This window comes from Geobacter sulfurreducens PCA (assembly GCF_000007985.2).
Taxonomy (GTDB): domain Bacteria; phylum Desulfobacterota; class Desulfuromonadia; order Geobacterales; family Geobacteraceae; genus Geobacter; species Geobacter sulfurreducens.
The window spans coordinates 815,268-840,038 of the sequence record NC_002939.5; the positions used below are offsets into that span (position 1 = coordinate 815,268).

Annotated in this window: 20 protein-coding genes; 11 read left to right on the forward strand and 9 right to left on the reverse strand. The window is 62.2% G+C overall.

What is annotated here, in order from left to right:
- Positions 1–95 precede the first annotated feature (95 nt).
- From GS_RS03815 to GS_RS03835, 5 genes are all read right to left on the reverse strand, one after another.
- Positions 96–2,819, reverse strand: a complete 2,724-nt coding sequence (locus GS_RS03815; protein WP_010941424.1) for an ATP-dependent DNA helicase — start codon at positions 2,817–2,819, stop codon at positions 96–98.
- 391 nt (positions 2,820–3,210) lie between these two features.
- Positions 3,211–3,813: a hypothetical protein gene (locus tag GS_RS03820; protein ID WP_010941425.1), complete on the reverse strand. Its 603-nt coding sequence runs from the start codon at positions 3,811–3,813 to the stop codon at positions 3,211–3,213.
- On the reverse strand, positions 3,814–4,707 hold the full coding sequence (locus GS_RS03825) for a hypothetical protein (protein WP_164930421.1): 894 nt from the start codon (positions 4,705–4,707) through the stop codon (positions 3,814–3,816).
- Positions 4,708–4,843: 136 nt separating this feature from the next.
- Positions 4,844–5,137, reverse strand: coding sequence for a hypothetical protein (locus GS_RS03830; protein ID WP_010941427.1), 294 nt, complete (start codon positions 5,135–5,137; stop codon positions 4,844–4,846).
- A gap of 224 nt (positions 5,138–5,361) precedes the next feature.
- Entirely contained in the window at positions 5,362–7,599 is a 2,238-nt protein-coding gene (locus GS_RS03835) for a methyl-accepting chemotaxis protein (RefSeq protein ID WP_010941428.1), read from the reverse strand.
- A gap of 227 nt (positions 7,600–7,826) precedes the next feature.
- Here GS_RS03835 and GS_RS03840 point away from each other — a divergent pair, with 227 nt between their 5' ends.
- The 3 genes from GS_RS03840 to GS_RS03850 all read left to right on the forward strand — a co-directional run bounded on the left by GS_RS03840 (position 7,827) and on the right by GS_RS03850 (position 9,630).
- Complete coding sequence (locus tag GS_RS03840) at positions 7,827–8,501, forward strand: outer membrane protein (protein ID WP_010941429.1); 675 nt, start codon at positions 7,827–7,829, stop codon at positions 8,499–8,501.
- 104 nt (positions 8,502–8,605) lie between these two features.
- Positions 8,606–9,310: an AzlC family ABC transporter permease gene (locus tag GS_RS03845; protein ID WP_010941430.1), complete on the forward strand. Its 705-nt coding sequence runs from the start codon at positions 8,606–8,608 to the stop codon at positions 9,308–9,310.
- Positions 9,310–9,630, forward strand: a complete 321-nt coding sequence (locus tag GS_RS03850; protein WP_010941431.1) for an AzlD domain-containing protein — start codon at positions 9,310–9,312, stop codon at positions 9,628–9,630. The genes GS_RS03845 and GS_RS03850 overlap by 1 nt, the downstream gene beginning before the upstream one ends.
- A gap of 13 nt (positions 9,631–9,643) precedes the next feature.
- Here GS_RS03850 and rarD read toward each other — a convergent pair whose 3' ends face one another.
- Positions 9,644–10,555: an EamA family transporter RarD gene (gene rarD, locus GS_RS03855; protein ID WP_010941432.1), complete on the reverse strand. Its 912-nt coding sequence runs from the start codon at positions 10,553–10,555 to the stop codon at positions 9,644–9,646.
- Positions 10,556–10,602: 47 nt separating this feature from the next.
- Positions 10,603–10,911, reverse strand: coding sequence for a DUF2917 domain-containing protein (locus GS_RS03860; RefSeq protein WP_010941433.1), 309 nt, complete (start codon positions 10,909–10,911; stop codon positions 10,603–10,605).
- Between the two features lie 209 nt (positions 10,912–11,120).
- Here GS_RS03860 and GS_RS03865 point away from each other — a divergent pair, with 209 nt between their 5' ends.
- The 5 genes from GS_RS03865 (at position 11,121) to GS_RS03885 (ending at position 15,921) form a co-directional block, all read left to right on the forward strand.
- Positions 11,121–11,711, forward strand: coding sequence for a TetR/AcrR family transcriptional regulator (locus GS_RS03865; RefSeq protein ID WP_010941434.1), 591 nt, complete (start codon positions 11,121–11,123; stop codon positions 11,709–11,711).
- Positions 11,712–11,952: 241 nt separating this feature from the next.
- A complete protein-coding gene (locus GS_RS03870; protein WP_010941435.1) occupies positions 11,953–12,960 on the forward strand; it encodes an oxidoreductase in 1,008 nt (335 codons plus the stop codon).
- Positions 12,961–13,196: 236 nt separating this feature from the next.
- Complete coding sequence (locus tag GS_RS03875) at positions 13,197–13,778, forward strand: flavodoxin family protein (RefSeq protein WP_010941436.1); 582 nt, start codon at positions 13,197–13,199, stop codon at positions 13,776–13,778.
- Between the two features lie 71 nt (positions 13,779–13,849).
- A complete protein-coding gene (locus GS_RS03880) occupies positions 13,850–15,049 on the forward strand; it encodes an MFS transporter (RefSeq protein WP_010941437.1) in 1,200 nt (399 codons plus the stop codon).
- A gap of 44 nt (positions 15,050–15,093) precedes the next feature.
- A complete protein-coding gene (locus GS_RS03885) occupies positions 15,094–15,921 on the forward strand; it encodes an epoxyqueuosine reductase (RefSeq protein ID WP_010941438.1) in 828 nt (275 codons plus the stop codon).
- Positions 15,922–15,975: 54 nt separating this feature from the next.
- On the opposite strand, the gene GS_RS03890 is transcribed toward GS_RS03885, so the two are convergent.
- Positions 15,976–18,000 (reverse strand): cache domain-containing protein, encoded by a 2,025-nt coding sequence (locus GS_RS03890; protein WP_010941439.1) that lies wholly within the window; start codon positions 17,998–18,000, stop codon positions 15,976–15,978.
- A complete protein-coding gene (locus tag GS_RS03895) occupies positions 17,997–19,394 on the reverse strand; it encodes a sigma-54-dependent transcriptional regulator (RefSeq protein ID WP_010941440.1) in 1,398 nt (465 codons plus the stop codon). Before GS_RS03895 ends, GS_RS03890 begins: the two co-directional genes overlap by 4 nt.
- Positions 19,395–19,676: 282 nt before the next feature.
- Between GS_RS03895 and fdnG the strand changes: the two genes are divergently transcribed.
- Genes fdnG through nrfD form a run of 3 tightly spaced genes read left to right on the forward strand, consistent with a single transcriptional unit; the run spans position 19,677 to position 24,741 of the window.
- Positions 19,677–22,709 (forward strand): formate dehydrogenase-N subunit alpha, encoded by a 3,033-nt coding sequence (gene fdnG, locus GS_RS03900; RefSeq protein ID WP_010941441.1) that lies wholly within the window; start codon positions 19,677–19,679, stop codon positions 22,707–22,709.
- Positions 22,706–23,539, forward strand: coding sequence for a 4Fe-4S dicluster domain-containing protein (locus tag GS_RS03905; RefSeq protein ID WP_010941442.1), 834 nt, complete (start codon positions 22,706–22,708; stop codon positions 23,537–23,539). The genes fdnG and GS_RS03905 overlap by 4 nt, the downstream gene beginning before the upstream one ends.
- Entirely contained in the window at positions 23,536–24,741 is a 1,206-nt protein-coding gene (nrfD, locus tag GS_RS03910) for an NrfD/PsrC family molybdoenzyme membrane anchor subunit (protein ID WP_010941443.1), read from the forward strand. The genes GS_RS03905 and nrfD overlap by 4 nt, the downstream gene beginning before the upstream one ends.
- The last annotated feature ends 30 nt before the right edge of the window (positions 24,742–24,771 follow it).

Here is a 24,771-nt window from a genome sequence, read left to right on the forward strand (position 1 = left end):
GTTCACGCGCACGCGTGAACTGCTCATCCCCCCAGGGGCGCCTGAAAGGAAGTAGTTGATTTGTTGACTTTCTGTCTAGTTGCCCAACAAATCAACTACGCCCCCCTAGTCTTCACCCCTCCACTGACCGGCATAAGGCCACGACGGCTAGCGAGAAGAGCGGCGTCCTTTGGGTTGGCGCTACGGCGGAGGCCCTTTAGAACACTCTGTTGCGTCTCGGGCGTCCAGAAGATCCGCAGACGCTCACGTGCACGAGTTACGGCTGTGTAGAAGATGCTGTGTGTAATGTCGTCTTCATTGGCATCGGTGATTACGATCTTGACGGAATCGTACTCGAGGCCCTGCGCCTTGTGGATCGATACGGCATAGGCCACTTGGAATGGTACACTGGAGTTCAGTGAGTCGTCGTCCTCATCGCTGGTGTCATCGTACTCGTAGACGGAGAAGCGCACTGTCGAGTCAACCACCCATTCGAGCTCATCACACTCGACATCGAACTCGCTGAGCGGTCGATCGAGCTTGACGTCGAATTGAATCCGACCAGGGGCGTGGGCGATGCCGACGATCCAGCCCTTTAGGTTGTTATAGATCACCGGGCGGAACCGCTCGGTCTCGTGGAATAGGACAGGGTCACCGATCTTATATGTGGACTCGCGCCAAGTGGTCGCAGTACCGGGGTTGCTGCTCTGCAGAAATCGATTGATGTTGTTGATACCATAGAGGCCGTCGTAGTTCAGGCACAGGATAATCTCGTCCTGCCCTTGGGTCTCAAACAGCGTCTTGTCGAGTGCGGTCGAGTACCCGTTGCGGGCCATGACCTCGGCGATGTCGTCTTCGATGGCTCGAACCTTATTCCAGAAGCCCAAGAGTGAGTCATTCTTGGTTCTGAAGGGCGTCGTCAGCTCGAACACCGACGTGCTCGGGATGAATGAACGAATGATTCCGAACCAGTTGCCGAACTCGATCGACTCGATCTGGTAGACGTCGCCGACGAGTACGAGCAGCTTGAAGGAGGTCTTCTCCAGTACCTTGATCAAGTCTGCGTTGCTCACGGTGCTGCACTCGTCGATGATGAGGAGGTCGTAAACCGGATCGGTGGTTCTCCTGGAGATCTGGCTGCTGATTGTTCGGAAGGCCGAGTTCTGCGCGGTTACCTTGCGTTTGAGGTTGTCGATCGCTGGGTGAGTGTGCGCGAGGAAGAGTTTCGCTTTGTCGTTAAAGTAGTGCGCGATGTGGTCCACCATCGTTGACTTGCCAGTGCCAGCCGCCCCGTAGATCAGGGCGACACGCGACTGGCTGAACAACTGTTTGAGTGCATCCTTCTTCACCTGGTCGTCAATGCTACGAGATGTCTCATCGAGCCAGCGCTCGACGGCTTGGGTGTAGCCGGCGATTCCGGCTGATGCATGCTCCTGGAGCTTCTCAACGATGGAGACTGTGTCGTTCTCATACCCGGAGATGAAGACGTGCCCCTTGTCGAGCACGAGCCGGCGCTCCGGATGCTTGTAGTAGAGCTTGTTGTTGTAAGTGGAGATCAAGCCGTTGACGTTTCCGAATTTCTCGAGCTCAACAACTGGCGTGTAGAGAATTCCGTGACGCTCCACATTGTTCCTCACGCATCGAGCGAGCAGTTCGTGGTTCCGATCGGTTGCATCGAGGCTCTCGACGAGGTCCCAGTACCTGGGGTTGTGCCCCGGTAGCGAGGTACAGAACGGCATGGTGTCAAAGGGGATGCAGCCGAACTGAAGTTTCATGTCGGAGAGAAGGTAACAGCCGCCCTGGAGGTGCTGCGGCTTGAGGATCTGGTTATGCATTCGTAGCATGAGATAGCGGAGTACGTTGTGACCCGGAGCGGCTGATCTCACAATGTGGCGCACTTCATCCAGTACGGGAAAGACCTGTGATTTGGTGGCGTCACCCGTACCTGCTGTCCTTACCTGTGTGTACTTATCGTCGGGCATATCAACCAGGTCGAGCAGATTGACGGAACTCTTAGTCAGCCCACGCATCAGGTAGCGATACTCCACCGAGCTGGTCCGCACGTCTAAGGTGATGCCCAGAAGGCGCGCGAAGTTTTTAAATTCGCACGGGCGGATAGAGACCTCCCACTCGCGGACGATTGTGATCGGCATTGTCTGGCCGAGCACTTCGATTGAGTCGCGCTGGAGCGTCAACATGGCCGCGTACTTGTCAGTCATATCGATGTAGCTGAAGGCAATGATACGGTCGAACTTGTTCACCTTGTCGACGGCGCGGTAGAAGGTGACTTCGTAGTATATGCGCCCGCCGACGAAAAACGGGCGCGTTTTGTGGATGTAATACCTGTCGCGGATGCTGCTGCTTGGTCGAGATGAACGGACTGCCTCAATTCTTGCTGCTATCTTTTCTTGGTACTCCTGCAGCGACGGATCGAGGTCGACCGGGAAGGCCTCGAGGTTCGCCAGCACCGTAACTCCACAGTTGTCTTGAAGCAAGCTACGGACGCGGTGGAGGTACTCGTAGTACTTAAGCATCAAACGCTCGGAAGCGTCCCCGTCCAGGGTGTAGTGGGACACACTTTTCTGAATCAGTTTATGGAACTTGCCGAGGAAGTTGAATCTTGCCTCACTCTTGACGAAGGCGAGTGCCGGTTCTACTGCGGCGTAGTTGAATTCGGCATCGGGTGAGCCCGTGTGGAGACGGACCGCAACTCCCTCGACTAGGTTCCGGAGCTGTGCGAGAACATTTTGGGAGAGCAATGCCCGCTGGTCAGCGAGCGATTCGATATTCCGACAGATCGCCTCGTCAGCGCTCTGGATCTGCCTGCTGACCGTAGTCATTAACTATCAACTCCCGCTAGATTAAAGAAAGTCATGTGTGTCCCCTTCTTGCTCATGGCTATTCTGCTGTTATCTCATCTTAAAGCGGCTAATGAATATTATGAGAATATATTTAACTCAACTGAATTGAATAAATTGTCTCCGGAATTACGTCCGAGCTTCCGATGCGCTGTTAGCAAAGTTTCAATCAGTCCGGTGTTGGGCCACGCCCGATGAAACTTAGATAGCTTGGCCACTGATACTCCTCCGGCCCCGCAACAATCCCTGCCCTGATGATGTACGGGGAAAGCTCGCATATTCGGCAGCCTCGACGAGTATCGTTTCTACCTCCTCTGGAAGAGATGTCCCGCCCGTTTCCGCTTGACGTTGAAGTGGGTGGTGTAGGCGCCGTTTACCCTTGTTGACTTGTTTCCAGTTCTCGGCGTAGCTCTTCCAAATCGGTAATCGTTTTTTCAAGGTCAGGGAAGGCACACGCTAATTTTGTTGAACTAACTGCGGCAAGTGCCAAATAAGCAACCAAGAGCATCATTAAAAAAAGGCACACTTCTCTAAATGCAATAGAATTATCTGAAAGAAGAGCACATCCATATAAAAAAATAAGGACAATAGGGACTATTGGGACAAAAGTGAGTTCATGCTTAATGTATTTACTGTACCGTTGCGCTTGAATTTCTTGCGAGGCAAGATCTTTGAGGTGATCATCTTCAGCATAGCCCTGTTTTAAACCAATTTGCATTAAATCACGCAAAATATTATCCATTCTATCCCACGATTTTAAGTAATCGAGGACTTCCTTGAACATGTATTGCCTAAATAGCAGGCCTGATATTGCTAGAACACCGCCAAGAAATGTAACAAATCCTGTATCTAACTTTGAAGTGTCCCCCAGCAAAGTAAATACAGTTACCCAGGCACCCAATGTTGTGCTAGCAATTAAGGCTGCAAAAATCAAATCGCGCATAACCGATACATTAGGTTCAGATTGCGTTGCCATTTACTGATACCGCTGGCCAAAATAATCCTCAAGATAACCGGTAATCTTTTCGGATGTAGTTTTAGGGTTTGTAAGTTGCTCTTCTGTAAGCGGCACGATAGCCGTTTCTGCCTCAGGCTTATGTCGACTGCTCCAGTTAGTGCCAATTCCAGACCTAGTGCCCCTGGCTCTCATGCGTAATCTTCTATCAGCTACGGCTTGATCTAGTTCCTGGACATCAGTTTCTTCAAGTTTTGGTTCATTAGCAATCAGATCTACAGTTTCGGAACGAAGAGACTTTCGGAAGGAATTCGCTGTATCCCGAATTGACTGCACCAAGCTCCCAGGCCTTGCAGGCAAATTAGGGCCTACATAATGAACGATTATTCTATTGAGATGGTCAAGACTGTTAAACCACTCAACGAACGAGCCAATCTTGGCGATGGGCTCCACCTCCAGCACATAGTGTTGGTCCATTTCAAGCTTTCGTAGTGCCTCGTCGAGTAGATCGTAAAAGACTGTTGCGAAAGCTTTTGCTGATCTAGCAAACCTTGAAACATCTGAGGCGCGATGCACGACAATAATTTGTAGCGGGATATGAACTACGACGGGAGTGAAAAATCTCGGCTCTTTTGCATCCTCAAGCACACCTGGTCGTGGCTCCTCTGCTATACGCCCAAGAGGAGGACGAACGGTTAAATCAGCAGCAAGAACGTCTGGGCGTACTTTTATCAAGTCTGCAAGGCCCCATGTTCGGTCGCCACTTATTGAACGTATGCTCGATGGGATCAATTCTAAAGACTGACGCAACACCTCATCTCTCGGTAGTGGCTGAGACAGCAGGTTAAGTTGTCCAGGATGTCGCTCTTGGTACTGAATCTGTAGCATCCACCATCGGGTTTCATTGTCAGGCATACTTCCTCCGCTACTATTTTCAGATTTCTGCATCCACAACGATCACCACACCAACGGGCCGGGAGAACAGCGGCTTGGCCGCTGCTTCTTCCTGGTTATACCGATGATGAACCCGGTCCTTGCGATTGCGGAGCGGCTAAAGCTGTTCAAAGATGGTGGTCATATGCTCGTCACCTCGCTTGTATCCGGGTCTTGAGGTTGAAAATGAATCTTCCAATATTTGTAAGCCGATCATTTTGGAAACGGTCATTAAGTGCCACGGCGTTGCGTCGGGCCTTACTCCGCTTCCGCCGGTTTGGTAGCACCTGATTGCCTCTTTGCCTGTTCTTGTCAGCCCGTAGCAATGAGGCTCAACAATTCTCGGATGTCCATCATAGGTAAAGGCGAGGATTCTTCTTTCTCTGATTGCTTGGCAGATTGCAGGATTCATGTTTAGTTTCTCCTTTTCCTTTGACTTTGATGGTATAGCGGGGATGGCTTTGACAACAACTCAAACTCATTAACCCACCACAAGTATACGCCCCGACTATCCCTGCGCGCACGAGCGCAGTCAAGTCAGGAAAATCCTGATACAACGGGGGATTCGGGGGAGAGGACACAAAAAAGGGGGAACCGGTACACCGGCTCCCCCTGTGGTGCGTTATGAGGGCAGGATCAGCGGGAGGAGGATTGGCCGCGGATGTGGAAGCCTTCCATCTCGGTTTCCAGCACTTTTACCTGGCGGCTGAGGGTGATGGCCGCTTCTTCCATGACCCGCGAGACTTCGAGGCTCATGGTTGCGGACTGCTGGATCTCTTCCATGGACCGGACGATCTGCTCGCTGCCCCGGAACTGTTCTTCGCTGGCGCTGCGGAACTGGCCGATCATGTCGGTGATGTTTTCGGTGGAGCGGGCGATGATGTTTCCCGTGGCGCTCTGCTCTCGGGTGGAGTTGCGGACCTGGGCGGTGGCGTCGCGCATCCGCTCCACTGCGGTCATGATGAGGTCGCCGCCGGCGCCCTGTTCGCTGGTGGCGCTGGCGATCTGGCTGGTCATGTCGGTGACGCGGTTTATGGCGTCGCGGATGATCTTGCTGCCGGTGGCCTGCTCTACGGTGGCGCGGGCGATTTCGGCCACCCGCGAGGAGGCTTCGCGGGCCCGCATGACGATCTTGCCGAGGGCCTCGTCGGCGTTGGCGGAGAGGCGCTCTTCGTCGGCAATGCTCTTGTCTGCCCGGCTGATGGCTTCCACGGCGCGCCGGGTTTCGCTCTGGACCCCCATGATGACCTCGGCGATCTCCCGGGTGGAGGTGCGGGTTCGGTCGGACAGGTCTTTGATCTCGCCGGCCACGACGGCGAAGCCGCGGCCGTGCTCGCCGGCCTGGGCCGCGATGATGGCGGCGTTGAGGGAGAGGAGGTTGGTCTGCTCGGCGATTTCGTCGATGACGGAGATGATGCCGCCGATGTCTTCCACCTTGCGGGACAGGACGTCGATGACCTCGGTGGTGATGCGCGAGGAGCGCTGGATGGCCACGATGCCGGCGATGGCGTCTTCCACGGCGCGCTTGCCCCGTTCGGCCTCGCGCTCCACGTCCTGGGAGAGGGCGGTTGTTTCGCGGGCGTTCACTTCGACCTGGCCGATGGCCGTGTCCATCTGGGCCACGGAGGAGGCGGTGGTGGTGGAGATTTCCATCAGGCTCTGGACGCTGCCGTCGATCTGCTTGATGGATGCGGCCATCTGGATGACCGAGGAGCTTACTTCGTCCACCAGGCGCGAGAGGTTGTCGGCGTTGATGGCCACTTCTTCGACGCTGGCGGTCATTTCCAGGATCGAGGATGAGGTGTCGGCCGCGCTGAGGGAGAGGTTGGCGACGCCGTCGGCCACTTCGCGGATGGAGGCGTTGATTTCGGAGATGGCCGAAGAGGCGGCGTTGACGCCCTTGGCCTGGATCTCTTCGCCCTCGGTTACCTTGCCGGCCGCGACAGCGATCTTGTCGGACAGGGCGTGCAGCTCGCCCACGGCTTTGCGGACCGAGGTGAGCATGCCCGAGAGCCGGTCGGCCATTGTGTTGAAGTCGTCGCCAAGGGTGCCGAGCTCGTCGCGGGAGTCCACCGGCACGGCGGCGGTCAGGTCGCCCCGGGCGCCGCTCTGGAGGGCCGCGGCCACCCGTTTGACCCGGCCGACGATCATGCGGGTGAAGAGAAGCCCCAGGCCGATGGCTGCGGCAACGGCCATGATGATGACCGTGATGAAGGTGTAGCGGGTGGACTGGCGGATGGTTTCGGTGGTCTTGAGCCCGGCGTAGGTCTGGGATTCGAGGTAGTCGGCCAGGTCGTCGATGTCGAGCTTGGCGTTCTCGCTGGTGTCGCGGATTGTTTCCAGGGCGAGCCGGTTCAGGGTTTCATCGGCCAGGGCATCCTTGGCGGCCTGGTCCACCACGCCGCTCCGCAGTCCCTTCAGCAGGCGCTGCTTGTGGGCGATGAGCTGATCCGCGGCCTTTTCGAATTCGCCCCAGCTTGCCAGGACGGCGGCTGCGTAGGTTGCGATGGGGCTGCCGGCCGGAGACGGGGGGATGCCCAGGGCGGGGTCGCCGTTGAGCAGGGCGTTCGAGTATTTTTTGAACAGCTCGTTCTTGGCGCGATAGTTGTTGACATGCTCCTCGAATTCGTCCGGGTCGGTCCTGACCATGGCGGCCTCGACCAGGTTGACCCGGCACGACTTCTGGCTCAGTTGCATGTTGAGGACCGCTTTTTCCTGGAGGGCGCGGCCCCGGAGCATGGTTTTCACCTGCGTCACCACGCTGTCGACCCGCCAGATGCCGAAGATGCCGGTGACGGCCACGATCAGGGCCATGGTGCTGAATGCGAGGATGTGCTTCGCCCGCAGCCGGGCATTTCTGAATGACAGTGACATGCTAATGGTTCCTCCTGCTGGAACGCATCAAAGGATTCATATGGTACGTATCGGCTGTAAACCGTTTTGTCTTAATGTTTTTTGGTGATAAACCGCCAATTGCCGTATACGGGGCCGGGCGTGCCGGGGGGGGCGCTCCCGTCCGGGTTTCATTTCAAGCGAATAGGGGTACACTGTTACCAGTGCCGCGAGCCCTGACATTCGCACTCTCTGAAGGAGGAACAGTCATGAAAAAACACACGATTGCCATTGCCGCCTTTGCGCTCTGCACCCTGCCCGCCGTGGCGGGCGCCACTCCGGCTCGGCCGGGGGGATACGTCTCGGGCTTCTTCGGGGTAAGCGCCGCGTCGGATGCCGATGTGACGAGTATCGACAATCAGTTCGGCGACGTCTTCAACGACCGGGTGGAGTATGACCCGAACATCTACGTGGGCGGTACCGGCGGGTATGACTTCGGCCACTTCCGGCTGGAGGGGGAACTCTCGTACAAGCATGCGGAGATCAGTTCGATCACCGACGATACCGGCTTCCGGTTCCGGGGGGTGGACGGCAACCTCGGCGCCCTGGCGTTCATGGCCAACGCCTTTGTGGATCTGCACAACAATACGCCGGTCACCCCCTACTTCGGGGGAGGCATCGGCTTTGCCGTGCTGAGCCTGAGCGACACGTACGGCAGCGACACCTCGGGCCGGCTGCTCCTCTACCCGGAGGACGATACCACGGTGTTCGCCTACCAGGCGGGCGGCGGTGTTGAGATCGCCATCAATCCGAGCCTGTCCCTTGACCTGGGATACCGCTACTTCGGCACCACCAAGGGGACCTTCGATTCCGACTGGATCACCACGACCAAACTGAAGTACGAGAGCCACAACGGCATGGTGGGGTTCCGGGTCAAGTTCTGAGCCGGGGCACCCGTTTCTTTTTGCCCGTTGTTGTGCTACACATCATCCCGTGCTGATTGGTGCACGGCCCGTGACCGGGGCGATTTCGAGCGGATGGTGTGCGGATGACGGAAGAGCGGAGCAGGGGAGTGGTGAGGGACGGGCTGGGCGCGGCCTGGCCCATCTGTCTGGGGTATGCCCCCATCGGGCTGGCCCTGGGGGTGCTGGCCCAGAAGGCGGGGCTCGGTCCCCTGGAGACGGGGATCATGTCGGTGCTGGTGTTTGCCGGCGGCTCCCAGTTCATCGCGGTGGCCATGATCAAGTCGGGGGCAGCCCTGGCCGCCATCGTGGCCACCACGTTCATGGTGAACCTGCGGCATGCCCTCATGACGTCGGCCCTGGCGGTGCCGCTCCAGGGGGTGCGCCGCCGGTTCCTGGCCCTGTTCGCCTATGGCGTGACCGACGAGAGCTTTGCCGTGAACATGGCCCGGTTCCGGGCGGATGGGTGGGACCGGTGGCGGGCCCTGGTGGTGAACCAGACGGCCAACCTGACCTGGATCCTGAGCACCATTGCCGGGGCCTATGCCGGGGAGTTCGTTCCCGCCGGGGCCCTGGGCATCGACTACGCCCTCACCGCCATGTTCATCTGCCTGCTGATCTTCCAGCTCCGGAGCCGGTTCTACGTCATCGTGGCCGCGTTCTCGGGGCTGGTGGCCACGGCCCTCTACGTGACGATCCCCGGCAATTCCCACATCGTGATCGCCGCCGTCACCGCCGCCACGGCGGGCTACGCCGTGCGCCGCAACCGGGCGGCCAGGGGGGTGGTGTGATGGACTTTCAGACCTACCTGGCCGTTGTCGCGGGCATGGCGCTCGCCACCTATCTCCCCCGCATGATCCCCCTCGTTCTCCTCTCCAACCGGCAGATACCTCCCTGGCTGGCCGACTGGCTGGACCTGATCCCGGCGGCCATCCTCGGCGCCCTGCTGGCCCCCGGCCTCCTGGCGGGCGAAACCCGCGCGCTGGAGCTGGGGCGTCCGGAGCTGATCGCCGCGCTCCCCACCTTTGCGGTGGCGCTGAAAACCCGCTCCCTGGGCCTCACCGTGGTGGTGGGGATGCTTTGTTACTGGTTGATCGGAAAGGTTGTCTGACGGACGGGGGGGCTCAGCGCCCCCCGTTGCCGAAGATGAGTTTTGCCGCGTCGTAGGTGTAGAGGACGAGCCCCGTCCAGATCAGGGCGAAGCTTGCCAGGTGGGTGGGGGTGAACGTCTCGCCGAAGGCGAAGACCGCCAGCACGAAGTGAAGCGTGGGCACCACGTATTGCATCAGCCCCACCGTGGCGAGGCGCAGCCGCTTGGTGGCCGCCGCGAACCAGATCAGGGGGGTGGAGGTGAGGACCCCGGCGCAGGCGAGCAGGACGGTGATGTGGGTGGGCCCGGAGACGAAGGCGCTCTTTCCCTGGTACGCCAGCCAGCCGAGATAGCCGAGGGCGAGCGGGAACAGGAGCAGGGTCTCCACGGTGAGACCGGCCAGGGAGTCCACGGGCGCCTTTTTGCGCAGCAGGCCGTAGAGGCCGAAGGAAAGTCCCAGGGACAGGGCGATCCAGGGGAACTCGCCGTGCCGGAGCGTGAGGATCGCCACCCCGGCGGCGGCCAGGATGAAGCTCGCTTTCTGCTTGGGGCTGAGCCGCTCGTGCAGGAAGACCACCCCCAGGAAGGCCGACACCAGGGGGTTGATGAAGTAGCCGAGGCTCGACTGGAGCACCTTGCCCGCGCCCACGGCATAGATGAAGACCAGCCAGTTGACGGCGATCAGGAGTGTGGTGGCGCAGAGGGTCATCAGGGTGCGGGGCTGGCTGAAGGCGGCCCGGACCCCGTCCCACCGGCGGGCCACGGTCAGCATCACGGCCAGCGTCGCCACCGACCAGGCGATCCGGTGGGACAGGACCTCCAGCGGGGTCACGCCGGCCAAGGCTTTGAAGTAGATGGGAAAGAACCCCCAGAGGAGGTAGGCGGCGAGGCCGAAGATCACACCGGTGCGGGCCTCCCGCGCCTCGTGGTCCGGCGGATTGGTCATGGCTGCCTCCTGGCCGGGCGTGCGGGCCGGCGATAGAACCAGTTCCTTCATTGGCCGCTCCCATGATACACGAGGCGGATGCCGGCATGAAAGCCCGAAGAAGGCTCCCGTGCCCCGGCCGGTGCCGCTGCCGGGCCGTGGGCGGCCGGCACGATGGCCACCAGGGCGTCCCGGTGCCCCTCCAGTACCGCCTTGCCGCCGTGGGTAAAGCAGAACATGTCGCCGGCGCCCAGGAAGCGGTCCCGGTCGTCCCCCTCCTGGGTGAGCCAGATGATCCCCTCCTTGCAGTAGAGCACCAGCCCCTGCGGGTTCCCCTCGATGGCGACCGTTTCGTTCTTCGGCAGACGCAATTCCATGATCCTCTCTCCTCTCCGCCGCTGTTCCGGTGCGGGCGGACTGTGATGGTCGCAGTATCGCCGATTCCAGACAAGAATAACAGTTGCACAATTTAAAAATTGTTACCGGTACAGATTGGGGCAGCTAACAACTGTACTGTTATGAAAAGAAGTAAACTGTTCCGGGAACGGACTTGACTTTCTAGACGACCGGTCTAATAATCTCTCCCATGGACAAGAACGAAACGCGCGCCACGATCATTCGCATCGGCACCGATCTCATCTCCCGCCAGGGATTCAACGCCACCGGCATCGACGCGGTGCTGAAGGAGGCGGGGGTCCCCAAGGGTTCCTTTTACTATTATTTCAGGAGCAAGGAGGAGTTCGGCCTGGCGGTGATCGACCATTTCGCCGAACGCTACGACCAGCGGCTCGACACCTTCCTGAACGACGAGGAGGTGACGCCGCTGAACCGCATCCGCAACTACCTGGAGAGCGCGCTGGCGCGGCTGGAGCAGAACCAGTGCAGCAAGGGATGCCTCATCGGCAACCTGGGCCAGGAACTGGCCGACCAGCACGAGCGGTTCCGGGGGCGGCTCGACGAGATTTTTCGTTCCTGGAAGGATCGTTTCGCCGCCTGCCTGCGGGAAGCCCAGCGGGGGGGGGAGCTGGCCCCGGAGCTCGATGCCGGGGTGGCGGCGGGGTTCATCCTCTCGGGCCTGGAGGGGGCGATCCTGCGGACCAAGGTGATGAAGTCGCCCCAGCCGCTGCGGGATTTCATCGAAATACTCTTCGCTTCGGTGCTGCGCCGACAGGCGTGACAGCGATTTCAAACAACTAGGCGATCGGTCTAGCGGTTTCACGCCCTGTCGGCCGGCGGGGCGCATGGATACGGGATGCGAGCCGTAGAGGTTACTAAGACGTAACCTGACTACTGGACAGCGCATCGTACCCCCCGGCCTTCGGCTTCCCCCCTATTTTATAGGGGGGACTGAGGGGGGTCGAATAGTCGATACACTTGTTCGTATGTGCGGATACGTTCTAACTCTCAGGAGGGATCAGATGGATACGACGACGCAGTTCAAGGCGCTGGTGGTGGAAAAGACGGCCGATAAGCAGTTCGTGCGGGAGGTGCGGCAGCGGAGCATCGACGACCTGCCGCCCGGCGACCTGGTGGTGCGGGTCCACTACTCGTCCCTCAACTACAAGGATGCCCTTTCGGCCACGGGCCACCCCGGCGTGACCCGGCAGTTCCCCCACACGCCGGGCATCGACGCGGCAGGTGAGGTGGTCGCCTGCGACAGCGGCGCCTTTGCGCCGGGGGACAGAGTCATCGTCACCGGCTACGACCTGGGGATGGAGACCGACGGAGGCTTCGGCCAGTACATCCGCATCCCCTCGGCCTGGGCGGTGCCGCTGCCGGAGGGGCTCTCCCTGCGCGAGAGCATGGCCCTGGGCACCGCCGGCCTCACGGCGGCCCTGTCGGTGCTCGGGCTGGAGCGGGCCGGTGTAACGCCCGACCGGGGCGAGATCCTCGTCACCGGCGCCACCGGCGGGGTGGGGAGCATCGCGGTCGCCATCCTCGCCGCCGCCGGCTACCGGGTGACGGCCTCCACGGGCAAGGAGTTCGAGGAGGAGTACCTCCGGGAACTGGGCGCCACCGAGGTGATCGGCCGCGAGGAGTTGACCGCCGGAGCGGAAAAGGCGCTCCTGGCCGAGCGATGGGCCGGCGCGGTGGACGTGGTGGGCGGCCCGACCCTGGCGGCGGTGCTCAAAAGCGTGAAATACGGGGGCGTCGTCACCTGCTGCGGGCTCGTGGGGTCGCCGGATCTGCCGGTGAACGTCTATCCGTTCATCCTGCGGGGGGTGAGCCTGCTCGGTATCGATTCGGTCCAGGCGTCGCCCGGAATCCGCCGGGAGGTCTGGCAGCGCCTGGCCGGAGCCTGGAAGCCCGCCGGCCTGGCCGGGATGGTGACCGAGTGCTCCCTGCAGGGGCTCGAAGTCATGATCCAGACGATTCTCCACGGGGGGATCACGGGGCGCGTCGTGGTCAACCTGCTGGAAAGCTGAGACAGGTAGCCTGAATCCTGGCAGCGGGCACCCCGCGTCGCTCCGCGTGCCTCTCGCACTGCCGCTGTACGGCTCACTTCGCTACCGGCCTGAAACTCACCCTGGCGGGTTCAGACAATCAGGCCGGTTGCCGCTCTATTTCGCCTACAGCGGCTGGCGCTCGGGCACAGTCGCTCCGTCGGTGCGCCCGCTGCCAGGATTCAGGAGATAAGAACATATTCATACGGGGAGGAACCATGAACATCGTCACACTGCTGGGCAGCCCGCGCTCCAGGGGGATCAGCGCCGCCATCGCCGCCCGCTTCACCGACACCGCGGCCGGGCTGGGCGCCCAAACCCGGACCTTCGAGCTGAACCGGCTCGCCTACCGGGGGTGCCAAGGGTGCTACGCCTGCAAGAAGACCCTGGACCACTGCGTGCTCACGGACGATCTGGCCCAAGTGCTGGATGCGGTGCGCGGGGCCGACGTGGTGGTGCTGGCCTCGCCGGTCTACTACGGCGACGTGACCGCCCAGCTCAAGGGGTTCATCGACCGGACCTTTTCGTACCTCAAGCCCGATTACCTCTCCAACCCGCAACCGAGCCGGCTTTCGCCCAAAAAGCTCGTGTTCGTCCTTACCCAGGGGCACCCGGACGAGGGGATGTTCGCCGACATCTTCCCCCGCTACGAGGGATTTCTCACGTGGCTGGGCTTCGTCGATGCCCGCCTGATCAGGGCCTGCGGCTTCGGCCCGTCCACCGTGGACAAGGTGCCCGAGCAGTACCTGCGGGAGGCGGAGCAGGCGGCGCGGGAGATCGTCGGGCAGGGGAAGGGATAGTCATGGCCCGTACGGCAACCGGCATCGTCCCGCGTGTTCCGGCCCCGGCCGCGGTCCGGTAGCGGCGCGTCATGGAATCGAGAGAACACCGGGCGGGCAGGCTCCTGCTCATCGCCTGCGCCATCAGCTTCGTCTGCTTTTTCGGCTCCTACATGCGGATTCCGATCGTCCCCCTCTTTGCCACGTCCATGGGGGCCGATGCTGCCCAGGTGGGGCTGATCAACAGCGCGTTCATGCTCATGGCCGGGGCGCTCTCCATCCCGTCGGGCCTCGTCTCCGACCGGCTGGGACGCCGGATTCCCCTTCTGGGCGGGCTGCTCCTGCTGGCGGGCTCGTCGTTCCTCCTCTACTGGAGCAACAGCCCCCTGCAGATGGCGGGAGTTTACCTCCTCTTCGGCATCGGACTGTCGGCCTTCTCGCCGACCCTCATGTCGTACGTGGCGGACGTCACCCCGCCCGAGGTGCTGGGGCAGGCCTACGGCTGGTACACCATGGCCCTCTACGGCGGCATGACTCTGGGCCCCGCCGCCGGCGGCTTCCTCGGCACGGCCCTGGGGCTGCGGCCCGTGTTCCTGGTCTCCGGCGGGCTGATCCTGGCCATGTTCGTGGTGGCGCTCTTCCTCCTGCCCGCGACCCCCAGGGCCGCTTCCGGCGCCGCTCCGCACCGGGCGATCCTGCCGACGCTCAGGGGGCTCATGGGGAACCGTCGCCTCCTGGCCTGCCTGGCGGCCACCATGGGCACCTGCTTCGGCTTCGGCATGTTCGTCACCTTCATGCCCCTCTACATCCGGAGCCAGGGGATGCATTCGGGGCACGTGGGGTTCGTCTTCGCGGCCCAATCCCTGGCCAATGCCGTTTCGCGCCTGCCATCCGGGAAGCTGAGCGACCGGGTGGCCGACCGCAGCCGCCTGGTGGCCGGGGGGCTTGCCGTGTTCGCCGTGGCCCTGGCCGCCTTCGGTCTCTGCCGGTCCGTGGTGCCGCTCATGGGTGTCGCGGCACTGATGGGGATGAGCATGGGGGTCGCCTTCACCGCCGTCTCCGCCCTGATCGCCGACGTGGTGCCCCGGGAGCAGCGGGGGCTCGCCATGGGGTGCTATAATACCTGTGTCTATGCGGGGATGATGCTCTGCGCGGCCGGCATGGGGCCAGTAATCAGGGAAGAGGGCTTCCGGACCGGGTTTTTCCTGAATGGCGTGGTGGGACTGGCGACGCTGATCCTGTTCGTCGCCCTCTATCGGCGGCCCGTGTCCGTAGTCGGGCCATCGGCCTGAGGGAGCCGCCGCGTTCTTTTCGCAACCGGATAAAGGAGGATCGGATGGATGAGACCATCAGTGCCGAGGTCGGGCGCTTTGTGGCGGAGAGCCCGGACAACCGCTTCCCCGACGGGAGCGGTCCCTACTTCGATCAGCCTCTGGTGGGTTTCGCCGCGGCAGGCGATCCCCTGTTCACCGAGTACAAGCGGATCATCGGCGAGTTCCACCTGACCCCGGCCGAACTGCTGGAGGGGGCGGCCACGGTAATCGTCTGGGTTCTGCCGGTGACGGAGTCCACCCGCGTGAGCAACCGGCTGGAAACCACCTGGCCTTCGCGCTCGTGGGCCCTCACCCGGACCCACGGCGAGACCCTGAACGGGGCCCTCCGGCGGCATCTGGTCGCCTACCTGGAAGGGCTCGGCCACCGGGCCGTGGCGCCCCAGTACTCCCCGGCCTGGCGGGAGTTTTCCGACACGCCGGTGGGGATCGCCTCCACCTGGTCCGAGCGGCACGCCGCCTATGCCGCCGGCCTCGGCACCTTCAGTCTCTCGGACGGCCTCATCACCGGCCGGGGGATCGCCCACCGGGTGGGAAGCGTTGTCACGACCCTGGCCCTTCCGGCCACGCCGCGCACCGCCCGCACCTACCGCCACAACTGTCTCTGGTACCGCGAAGGGACCTGCGGCGTCTGCATCGGTCGCTGCCCGGTGGGGGCCATCACCTTTGCCGGCCACGACAAGGCCCGCTGCCGGGAGCTGGTCTACGGCTCGGCCCCCGCCCTGCTGGCGGAACGCTACGGCGTCTCCCACACCGGCTGCGGTCTCTGCCAGACCCGCGTCCCGTGCGAAGCCGGCGTGCCGCGCGGGAAAAAACCTGCTGGATCACCCTGATCCGTCTCCATCCCCTGCCTGTTTTCCCTGAAGCACCTCTCTGCCCGCGTCGGGTCACGCCCCCGGTGCGCCCTCGGACCGTTCCGTCCCCCCCTGTTGCAGCGGCAGCACCACCCGGAAGGTGGTTCCCTCTCCCTCCGTGCTTTCCACCAGTATGTTCCCCCCGTGATCCTTGACGATGCCATAGGAGACGGAGAGGCCCAGCCCGGTCCCTTCGCTCTTGGTGGTGAAGAAGGGGCTGAAGATCCTCTTCAGGTTTTCTGGGGCGATGCCTCTGCCGGTGTCGCTCACGGAAACCGTGCAGGTGCCGGCCTCCTCGTCCCGGGCCGTGGCCACGGTGAGGCTGCCCCCGTCCGGCATGGCCTGGATGGCGTTGAGCACCAGGTTGGTGAAGACCTGCCGGAGCTGGTCCGGGTCCCCTGCCAGGGGCGGCAGGTCGACGGCGTACGCTTTCCTGATCTCGATGCGGGTAAGCGGCACCTGGTGACCCATCTGCTTGAGGATGTCGTCCAGCAGGGGGGGGAGCGAGACCGTGCCGAGCCGGCGCTGCTGCTGGCGGGCGAATTTCAGGAGGCTGCCGATGATCCGCTCCACCCGCCCCACCTGCTGGGCGATGGTGTCCACTTCCTCCCGGTTGGGGTCTTCGTCGGGCAGCGCCATCTGAAGGAGTTCCGCATTCCCCCGGATGATGGCCATGGGGTTGTTGATCTCGTGGGCCACGCCGGCGGCCAGCATGCCGATGTCGGCCAGTTTCGCCGCCCGGACCAGGTCTTCCTGGGTCTTGACCAGGAGCAGGTTCTTTTCCTCCAGCTGGGCGGTGCGGTCCAGGACCTTCTGCTCCAGCTCCCGGTTCAGCTTGCGGATATCCTCCTCCCGCTGGGCAAGAGTCCGGGTCATCTGGGCGAACTCGCCGGCCAGGTCGCCGATCTCGTCGCGGGTATGGATGGCGATCTCCAGGTCGCGTTCGCCGGCGGTGATGCGCCGGGCCACGGTTTCCAGCTCGCCGATGGGGCGGGCGAGCCGCGAGGCGATGAAGCTGGAGATGGCAAGCCCGATGAATGAGCCGCAGAAGAGCACCACGCCGAAGATGAGCGCTATCTCCCGCTTCATCTCGCTGTAGGGCTTCTCGGGCATCCCCACGTAGAGGGAGCCGATAGGGACCCCCCCTGGGCTGAGGATCGGCTCGTAGGAGGAGAAGTACCAGTCGTTGACCACGAAGGCCCGTCCCACCCACTTCTCCCGGCTCAGGATCACCCGGTTGAAGACCTCTTCCGACAGCCGGGTGCCGATGGCGCGGCGGTCCGGCGCGGTATAGACGTTGGTGGCGATGCGCAGGTCGCCTAAAAAGATGGTGGCGGTCCCCACGTCTCTCCCCTGGAAGCGGACTGCCTCGAAGACGATCTTTTTGATCCGGTCCACCAACTCATTATTGCCGTTGAGGAGCACCCCGCCGTAGAGCGCCCCCACGATCCGGCCCCGCTCGTCGCGCACCGGCGAGGCGGCCACCATGACCATGCCGGTGCGCTCCACGAGCTCATCCTTCCGCGCGCGGGCTCGGGGGGTGGGGACGATCTCGATGGCGGCCCGGGCAGCCAGGGCGGTGCCCTCCTTGACCAGTTCCTCGGGGGTGAGCACGTCGGTGCCGCTCACCAGTTCGCCGTGCAGGGCACGGGAGACCACGGCGTCGGACGACTTCAGGTCGCCGTGGGCCTCGGCGTTGCTGGCCCGGAAGATGACCTTGCCCCCCGCGTCCACGGCGGTGAGGATGTCGAGCCCTTCGGCCTTGAGCAGGGGAGCCAGGAGGCTGCGGAGGGTGTCCCGGTCGCTTTTTTCCAGGATCGCGGCGGTGAAGGGGTTGGTGGCGGTAAACTTCACCACGTCGCGGATATGCTCCACTTCGCCGTCATAGACCGCCCGGGCCGCGTTCAGGTCGGTGCGGACCTTTTCCTGGGCCTGGGCCACGATGCGGGAGTTGATGATGTAGACGCCGATGAGCCAGCAGATGCTGGTGGCGACGAAGAGGGGGATCAGGGTCGCAAAGGTCAGCTTGAGACGTATGGGGAAGCGGAGTGGCTTCATTCGTCGTCGGCCGGGACGCCTCCCGGGAGGGTCAGGGCGTACTCGACGATCTTGCGGTCGAGGGTCTTGCGCGAGATGCCCAGGATCTCGGCGGACCGGCTCTTGTGCCAGCCGGTCTGGTGGAGGACCCGCTCGATATGCTCCTTCTCGATCACCTCAAGGGAGATAAGACGGTCTTCCTTCGGCGGGGCGATAGGGGCGGGGGCTCCTGCTGCCTGCCGGTACATGGGAAGGACGTCGGGGGTCACGAACTCCCCCCGGGCGAGGATGGCGGCCCGCTCCACCACGTTCTCCAGCTCGCGGACGTTGCCGGGCCAGTGGTAGGCCTGCAGTACCTGGGCCGCCTCGGGCGAGATTCCCTTCAGCTCTTTCCTGACGCGACGGGAGTACTTCTGGAGGAAATGCTCGGCCAGGGGAATGATGTCCTCGGTCCGCTCCCGCAGCGGAGGGAGGTTGATGGTGATGACGTTCAGGCGGTAGTAGAGGTCTTCGCGGAAGCGCCCCTCCCGTACTTCTTTGGCCAGATCCTTGTTGGTGGCGGCCACGAAGCGGATATCCACGTTCTTGGCCTTGGTGGCGCCCACCGGGATGAAGTCACGCTCCTGGATAACCCGGAGCAGCTTCGCCTGGACCGCGGCCGACACGTCGCCGATCTCGTCCAGGAAGAGGGTGCCGCCGTCGGCCTCCTCCAGAAGCCCCTTCTGGGTGGTGATGGCGCCGGTGAAGGCGCCGCGCACGTGGCCGAAGAGCTGGCTTTCGAGCAGCGTGTCGGACAGGGCGGCGCAGTTGATGGAGAGGAAACGCCGCCCCCGGCGGGGGCTGTTGTAGTGGACGGCGCCGGCGATCAGCTCCTTGCCGGTGCCGGATTCGCCGAGAATCAGGATGTTGGCGTCGCTGCCGGCCACCTGGAGGGTGAGTTCGTAGACCTCCCGGAACTTGGCGCTGGTAAAGATGATGTTGTCGGGGGTGTCGGGCCGCGCCAGCTCCTCCTTGAGGGCCTTGTTCTCCTTCATGAGCAGGTCCAGCTCAAGGGCGTTGTCGATGACGCCGAGGATCTTCTCGCGCGGGAACGGCTTGGTGACGTAGTCGTAGGCCCCCAGCTTGATGGCGTCAACGGCCGAATCGATGGTGCCGAAGGCGGTCATGACCACCACCGGCAGGGAGGGGCGGAGCTTCTTGACCCGCTTGAGCACTTCGATGCCGTCCATGTCGGGCATCCGCACATCCTGGAGCAGGATGTCCGCATCGCCGTCGGTGCCGGCCTCGATCCGGGCCAGCAGGCTCGTGCCGTCGGCAAAGGTCTCCACCTCGAACTCCTTGGCCTGGAACATCTTCTGAAGGTAGCGCCGGATTCCTTCTTCATCGTCGCAAATGAGTATTTTCGCCTTGAGCATCGTTGCCCGGATTCCTTTGTTCATGGGGATGTGTGAGAGGTAACCCTGTGGTCTTCGTAGACGTGTCTACATGGACAAAATGATACAGATGCGGCCAGAATTCTGCAAGACAAGAATTCCATTTCCCGGCTGGGTCTACGGGGTTGAGATGATAAAAACTAATAATTGCGCAATGTTATTCCGATATGTTGGCCTGTAACCGAATTGGCACAATGCTTGCCCGTATACGCTTCGGCTATCTTCAAACCGGCCCGGAGGGGCCTGACACCTAAGGGGGATGTAATGGGTATTTCACGAAGGCAGTTCCTGCAGGGAGGGGCGCTGGCCGGAGCTGCGCTGGCCCTTTCCGGCACGCCGGGGGAGGCGAGCGCCGATTCCCCGGACTTGCGCACCAAGGGGACCAAGGTCACCACGACCGTTTGTCCGTTCTGTTCGGTGGGCTGCGGCCTGATCGTCCATACCAAGGACGGCAAGGTCATCAACGCCGAAGGAGATCCGCAGCACCCGATCAACCAGGGCTCGCTCTGTCCCAAGGGGGGCGCGCTGTTCCAGATCGCCAACAACGACAAGCGGCTCCAGAAGGTCATGTACCGGGCTCCCGGCTCCGACAAGTGGGAAGAGAAGTCGTGGGACTGGGCCCTTGACCGGATCGCCCTGCGGATGAAGGAAACCCGCGACAAGTCCTTTAAGAAGACCGAACTCAACAAGAAGGACAACAAAGAATACGTGGTGAACCGGACCGACGGCATGGCCTTCTTCGGCGGCGCCGGCCTCGACAACGAGGAATGCTACCTCTGGACCAAATTCGCCCGCGCGATGGGGGTGGGCCAGCTGGAGCACCAGGCCCGATTATGACACTCCTCCACAGTCGCCGGTCTGGCGGCTTCGTTTGGTCGTGGCGCAATGACCAACCACTGGATTGACCTGAAGAACTCCGACGTCATCTTTGCCATCGGCTGTAACCCGGCCGAGAACCACCCCATTTCCTTCAAGTGGATCGAGGCGGCCCTGGACAACGGCGCCAAGCTGATCTCCGTGGATCCGCGTTTTACCCGCACCTCCTCCAAGGCGGATATCTACGCCCAGATCCGTCCGGGCACCGACATTGCCTTCCTGGGCGGCATGATCAACTATGCCATCCAGAACAGGATGATCCACGAGGAATACGTGCGCGAGTATACCAACGCCACGTTCATCGTTTCCGAGCAGTTTGACTTCCAGGACGGCATGTTCTGCGCCTTTGACGATCAGGAGAAGGTTTACGATCTCAAGTCCTGGGCCTACTCCACCGGCGCCGACGGCAAGCCCAAGCGCGACATGAGCATGAAGGACCCCAAGTGCGTCTATCAGCTCATGAAGAACCACTACAAGCGCTACGACATCGACACCGTCTGCGCCATCACCGGCACCCCGAAGGAGGACTACCTCAAGGTGGTCAAGGCCTTCTGCGCGACGGGCCGTCCCGACAAGTCAGGGACCATCCTCTACGCCATGGGGATCACCCAGTCGACCCACGGCAGCCAGAACGTGCGGGCCGTGGCGCTCCTCCAGATGCTGCTGGGCAACATCGGCATCGCCGGCGGCGGGGTAAACGCCCTGCGCGGCGAGTCCAACGTCCAGGGCTCCACCGACTACGGACTTCTCTTCCACATCCTCCCCGGCTACCTGAAGTCGCCGGAGTTCGACAACGTGGACCTGAAGGCCTATGTCGAGAAGTGGACCCCCAAGACCAAGGACCCCAAGAGCGCCAACTGGTGGGGCAACACCCCCAAGTACACCGTGAGCCTCCTGAAGGCCTGGTACGGCGACAATGCCACGGCCGAGAACGACTTCTGCTACGACTACCTGCCCAAGCGGATGGGGAACTACTCCTACGTCAAGATCATGGAGAAAATGGCCAAGGGCGAGTTGGAAGGGCTTGTCTGCATGGGGATGAACCCGGCCGTGGGCGGTCCCGACTCCGTGGCGGCCCGCGAGGCCCTGGGCAAGCTCAAGTGGCTCGTCACCGCCGACCTCTGGGAGACCGAGACGAGCATCTTCTGGAAACGCCCCGGCGTCGACCCCAAGTCGATCCAGACCGAGGTATTCATGCTGCCGGCCGCCTCCTCCATCGAGAAGGAAGGCTCCATCTCCAACTCGGGCCGCTGGGCCCAGTGGCGCTACGCCGCTGTGCACCCCCTCGGCGACTCCCGCAGCGACCTCCACATCATCGACGAGTTCTACAAGCGGATCAAGGCCCTCTACCTGAAGGACGGGGGCGCCTTCCCCGAGCCCCTCACCAAGCTCGCCTGGAATTACGGCACCGGTCACGAGCCCGACGTCCATCTGGTGGCCAAGGAGATCAACGGCTACTTCACCAAGGACGTCACCATCAAGGAGAAGGACAAGGTCCTGGAGTTCAAGAAGGGCGACCAGGTCCCCATGTTCAAGTACCTCCAGGACGACGGCTCCACCGTCTCCGGCTGCTGGATCTACTGCGGCTCCTACACCAACGAAGGGAACCAGATGGCCCGGCGGGACCCGTCCGACCCCACCGGCCTCGGCCTGTTCCCCAAGTGGACCTGGTGCTGGCCGGTGAACCGCCGGATCATCTACAACCGCGCCTCCGTCAACCCGGCGGGCGAGCCCTTCAACCCCAAGCGTCCGGTCATCGCCTGGGATGCCCTGGAGAAGAAGTGGAAAGGGGATGTCCCCGACGGTCCCTGGCCGCCCATGAAGGACGACAAGGAAGGGAAGTATCCCTTCATCATGCTTCCGGAAGGGCACGGCCGCCTCTACGCCCTCGACATGAAGGACGGCCCGTTCCCCGAGCACTACGAGCCGGTGGAAAGCCCGGCCAAGAACCTTCTTTCAAAGGTCCAGACCAACCCGGTGGTCAAGGTGCCTTCGAACGTGTCCAGCGACACCTCCAAGTTCCCCCTGATCGGCACCACCTATCGGGTGACCGAGCACTGGCAGGCCGGTGCCATGACCCGCAGCCTTCCCTGGCTCGTGGAGCTGGTGCCCGACATGTTCGTGGAGATCAGCGAGACGCTGGCGAAGCAGAAGGGGATCAGCCAGGGGGATATGGTGAAGGTCTCCACCGAGCGGGGGAGCATCCAGGCCAAGGCCCTGGTCACCAGCCGCCTCAAGCCCTTCAACGTGCAGGGCAAGCTGATCGAGCAGGTCGGCATGCCGTGGCACTTCGGCTATGCCGGCCTTGCCACCGGCGACAGCGGCAACGTCCTGACCCCCACCGTGGGGTGCGCCAACACCGGCATTCCGGAATTCAAGGCGTTCCTCTGCAACATTGAAAAAGGAGGTAAGGCCGCATGAGTGCCGGAGCCATCGACTATTCAAAAACCAAGACGTTCCTGATCGATACCACCAAGTGCACCGGCTGCCGCGGCTGCCAGGTGGCCTGCAAGCAGTGGAACCAGCTGAAGGCCGAGAATACGACCTTCTTCACCGGCGAAGGCTACCAGAACCCGCCGGGGATGAGTGAATTCACCTTCACCCGGGTCAAGTTCAAGGACTACCAGAAGCACGGCCAGAACGAGTTCGCCTTCTACAAGGAGATGTGCATGCACTGCAACGATCCCGCATGCGCCTCCGTCTGCCCCGTGGGTGCCTTCGAGAAGACCGCCGAAGGGCCGGTGGTCTACCACTCCAAGAAGTGCATCGGCTGCCGTTTCTGCATGGTGGCATGCCCCTTCGGCATCCCCAAGTACGAGTGGAGCAAGGCGTTCCCGCTGGTCAAGAAGTGCACGGGCTGCTACAGCCGGGTGAAGAACGGCCTCGATCCCGCCTGCGCCACCGCCTGCCCCACGGCCATAACCTACGGTCCCCGGGATGAAATGATCAAGGAGGCCGAGAAGCGGATGTCCGCCAGGCCCGACCGCTACGTGAAAGTGGTCTACGGCAAGGAAGAGGCCGGCGGCACCACGGTCCTCTACCTGACCCAGCAGCCCCTGGACGAGCTCGGCTTCAAGCCGGTCACCAAGCGGCCGCTGCCGTCCTACACCTGGCAGGCCCTGCGCCTCGTGCCGGGGATCTTCCTGACCGTGGGCGGCACCCTCTCCCTCATTACCTGGTTCCAGCACCGCAAGGACCGGGTCCGGAAGGAAGAAGAGGAGCAGAAGAACCGCAAGGAGGGGAACCAATGACCGCAGCACGTATCGTCATCAATGAAATCAAGGGATACCACCGGTTCATCAAGTTTCTGATGGTCCTGGTGGGTGCGGCGGCCGTGGCCTCCGCGGTCCGCTTCATCTTCGGCCTGGGCGCCACCACCAACCTGAACGACCTCTACCCGTGGGGCCTCTGGATCTCCTTCGACGTGGTCACTGCCGTGCCCCTGGCGGCCGGCGCCTTCACCATCGGCATCGTGGCCCACGTCTTCCACATCAAGAAGCTGGAGCCCCTGGTCCGGCCGGCCATCGTCACCGGGTTCCTGGGCTATTCGCTGGTCTGTGTCGGGCTGCTGCTCGACCTGGGCCAGCCCCAGCGGGGACCGTACGTCCTTTTCAACTGGAACGTCCACTCCCCCATGTTCGAGGTCTCCATGTGCGTCATGGCGTACACCACGGTCCTCTTCCTGGAGTTCCTCCACCCGGTGAGCGAGCGGTTCGGCTGGCACATCCCGCTGCGTCTGCTGCGGACCCTGGAGCTGCCGTTCGCCATCCTGGCGGCCATGATCTCCACGCTCCACCAGTCGACCCTGGGGACCTTCTTCCTCATCGCCGTCGACAAGCTTCACAACCTCTGGTACAATCCGCTGCTGCCGCTGCAGTTCTGGCTCTCCGCCATCTTCACCGGCCTCTCCATCGTCATCTTCGAGGCGAGCCTGGTCCATAAGTATATGGGGCAGCCGGACGAGTCGGACCTGCTGGCCACGCTGACCAAGATCATCCCCTGGATCATGGGGGTCTACATAGCGGTCAAGGCTTACGCCCTGGCGTTCCTCTCCCACGGCCCGCTCTTCGACCGGCCGGTCCTGACGGCCCTCTTCAGCGTTGAGGTAATCGTGGGTCTGCTGATCCCCTTCGCCATGTTCCTCACCAAGCGGATCAGGACCGACAAGCAGATGCAGCTCCGGGCCGCTTCCCTGGTGATCGTGGGTCTCATCCTGAACCGGTTCAACGTCTCCATGTTCGCCATGCACCAGCCCGGTCAGCCCGTGTATTTCCCGAACTTCATCGAGTCGGTGGTGACCATCGGCATCATCGCGGCCCACATCCTCTTCTTCGTGCTCATTGCCAAGTATTTCCCGATCTTCGAGCACCATCCGGAGGCCACCGACTACACCATACCCGACCGCTTCCGCAAGATCGAGAAGCACGGCCACGGGACGGCGAGCGAAGCGTAGTTCACGTAATCCAACGGCGCAGGGGCAATT

Bases quoted from the DNA above. Each gene is read 5' to 3' on its own strand.
- GS_RS03845 (WP_010941430.1), top strand. From the start codon at position 8,606: ATGACGGAAGAGCGGAGCAGGGGAGTGGTGAGGGACGGGCTGGGCGCG.
- GS_RS03860 (WP_010941433.1), bottom strand. From the start codon at position 10,911: ATGGAATTGCGTCTGCCGAAGAACGAAACGGTCGCCATCGAGGGGAAC.
- GS_RS03865 (WP_010941434.1), top strand. From the start codon at position 11,121: ATGGACAAGAACGAAACGCGCGCCACGATCATTCGCATCGGCACCGAT.
- nrfD (WP_010941443.1), top strand. From the start codon at position 23,536: ATGACCGCAGCACGTATCGTCATCAATGAAATCAAGGGATACCACCGG.
- GS_RS03905 (WP_010941442.1), top strand. From the start codon at position 22,706: ATGAGTGCCGGAGCCATCGACTATTCAAAAACCAAGACGTTCCTGATC.
- GS_RS03890 (WP_010941439.1), bottom strand. From the start codon at position 18,000: ATGAAGCCACTCCGCTTCCCCATACGTCTCAAGCTGACCTTTGCGACC.
- rarD (WP_010941432.1), bottom strand. From the start codon at position 10,555: ATGACCAATCCGCCGGACCACGAGGCGCGGGAGGCCCGCACCGGTGTG.
- GS_RS03830 (WP_010941427.1), bottom strand. From the start codon at position 5,137: ATGAATCCTGCAATCTGCCAAGCAATCAGAGAAAGAAGAATCCTCGCC.
- GS_RS03820 (WP_010941425.1), bottom strand. From the start codon at position 3,813: ATGGCAACGCAATCTGAACCTAATGTATCGGTTATGCGCGATTTGATT.
- GS_RS03875 (WP_010941436.1), top strand. From the start codon at position 13,197: ATGAACATCGTCACACTGCTGGGCAGCCCGCGCTCCAGGGGGATCAGC.
- GS_RS03885 (WP_010941438.1), top strand. From the start codon at position 15,094: ATGGATGAGACCATCAGTGCCGAGGTCGGGCGCTTTGTGGCGGAGAGC.
- GS_RS03835 (WP_010941428.1), bottom strand. From the start codon at position 7,599: ATGTCACTGTCATTCAGAAATGCCCGGCTGCGGGCGAAGCACATCCTC.
- GS_RS03815 (WP_010941424.1), bottom strand. From the start codon at position 2,819: ATGACTACGGTCAGCAGGCAGATCCAGAGCGCTGACGAGGCGATCTGT.
- GS_RS03840 (WP_010941429.1), top strand. From the start codon at position 7,827: ATGAAAAAACACACGATTGCCATTGCCGCCTTTGCGCTCTGCACCCTG.
- GS_RS03895 (WP_010941440.1), bottom strand. From the start codon at position 19,394: ATGCTCAAGGCGAAAATACTCATTTGCGACGATGAAGAAGGAATCCGG.
- GS_RS03850 (WP_010941431.1), top strand. From the start codon at position 9,310: ATGGACTTTCAGACCTACCTGGCCGTTGTCGCGGGCATGGCGCTCGCC.
- GS_RS03880 (WP_010941437.1), top strand. From the start codon at position 13,850: ATGGAATCGAGAGAACACCGGGCGGGCAGGCTCCTGCTCATCGCCTGC.
- GS_RS03825 (WP_164930421.1), bottom strand. From the start codon at position 4,707: ATGCCTGACAATGAAACCCGATGGTGGATGCTACAGATTCAGTACCAA.
- GS_RS03870 (WP_010941435.1), top strand. From the start codon at position 11,953: ATGGATACGACGACGCAGTTCAAGGCGCTGGTGGTGGAAAAGACGGCC.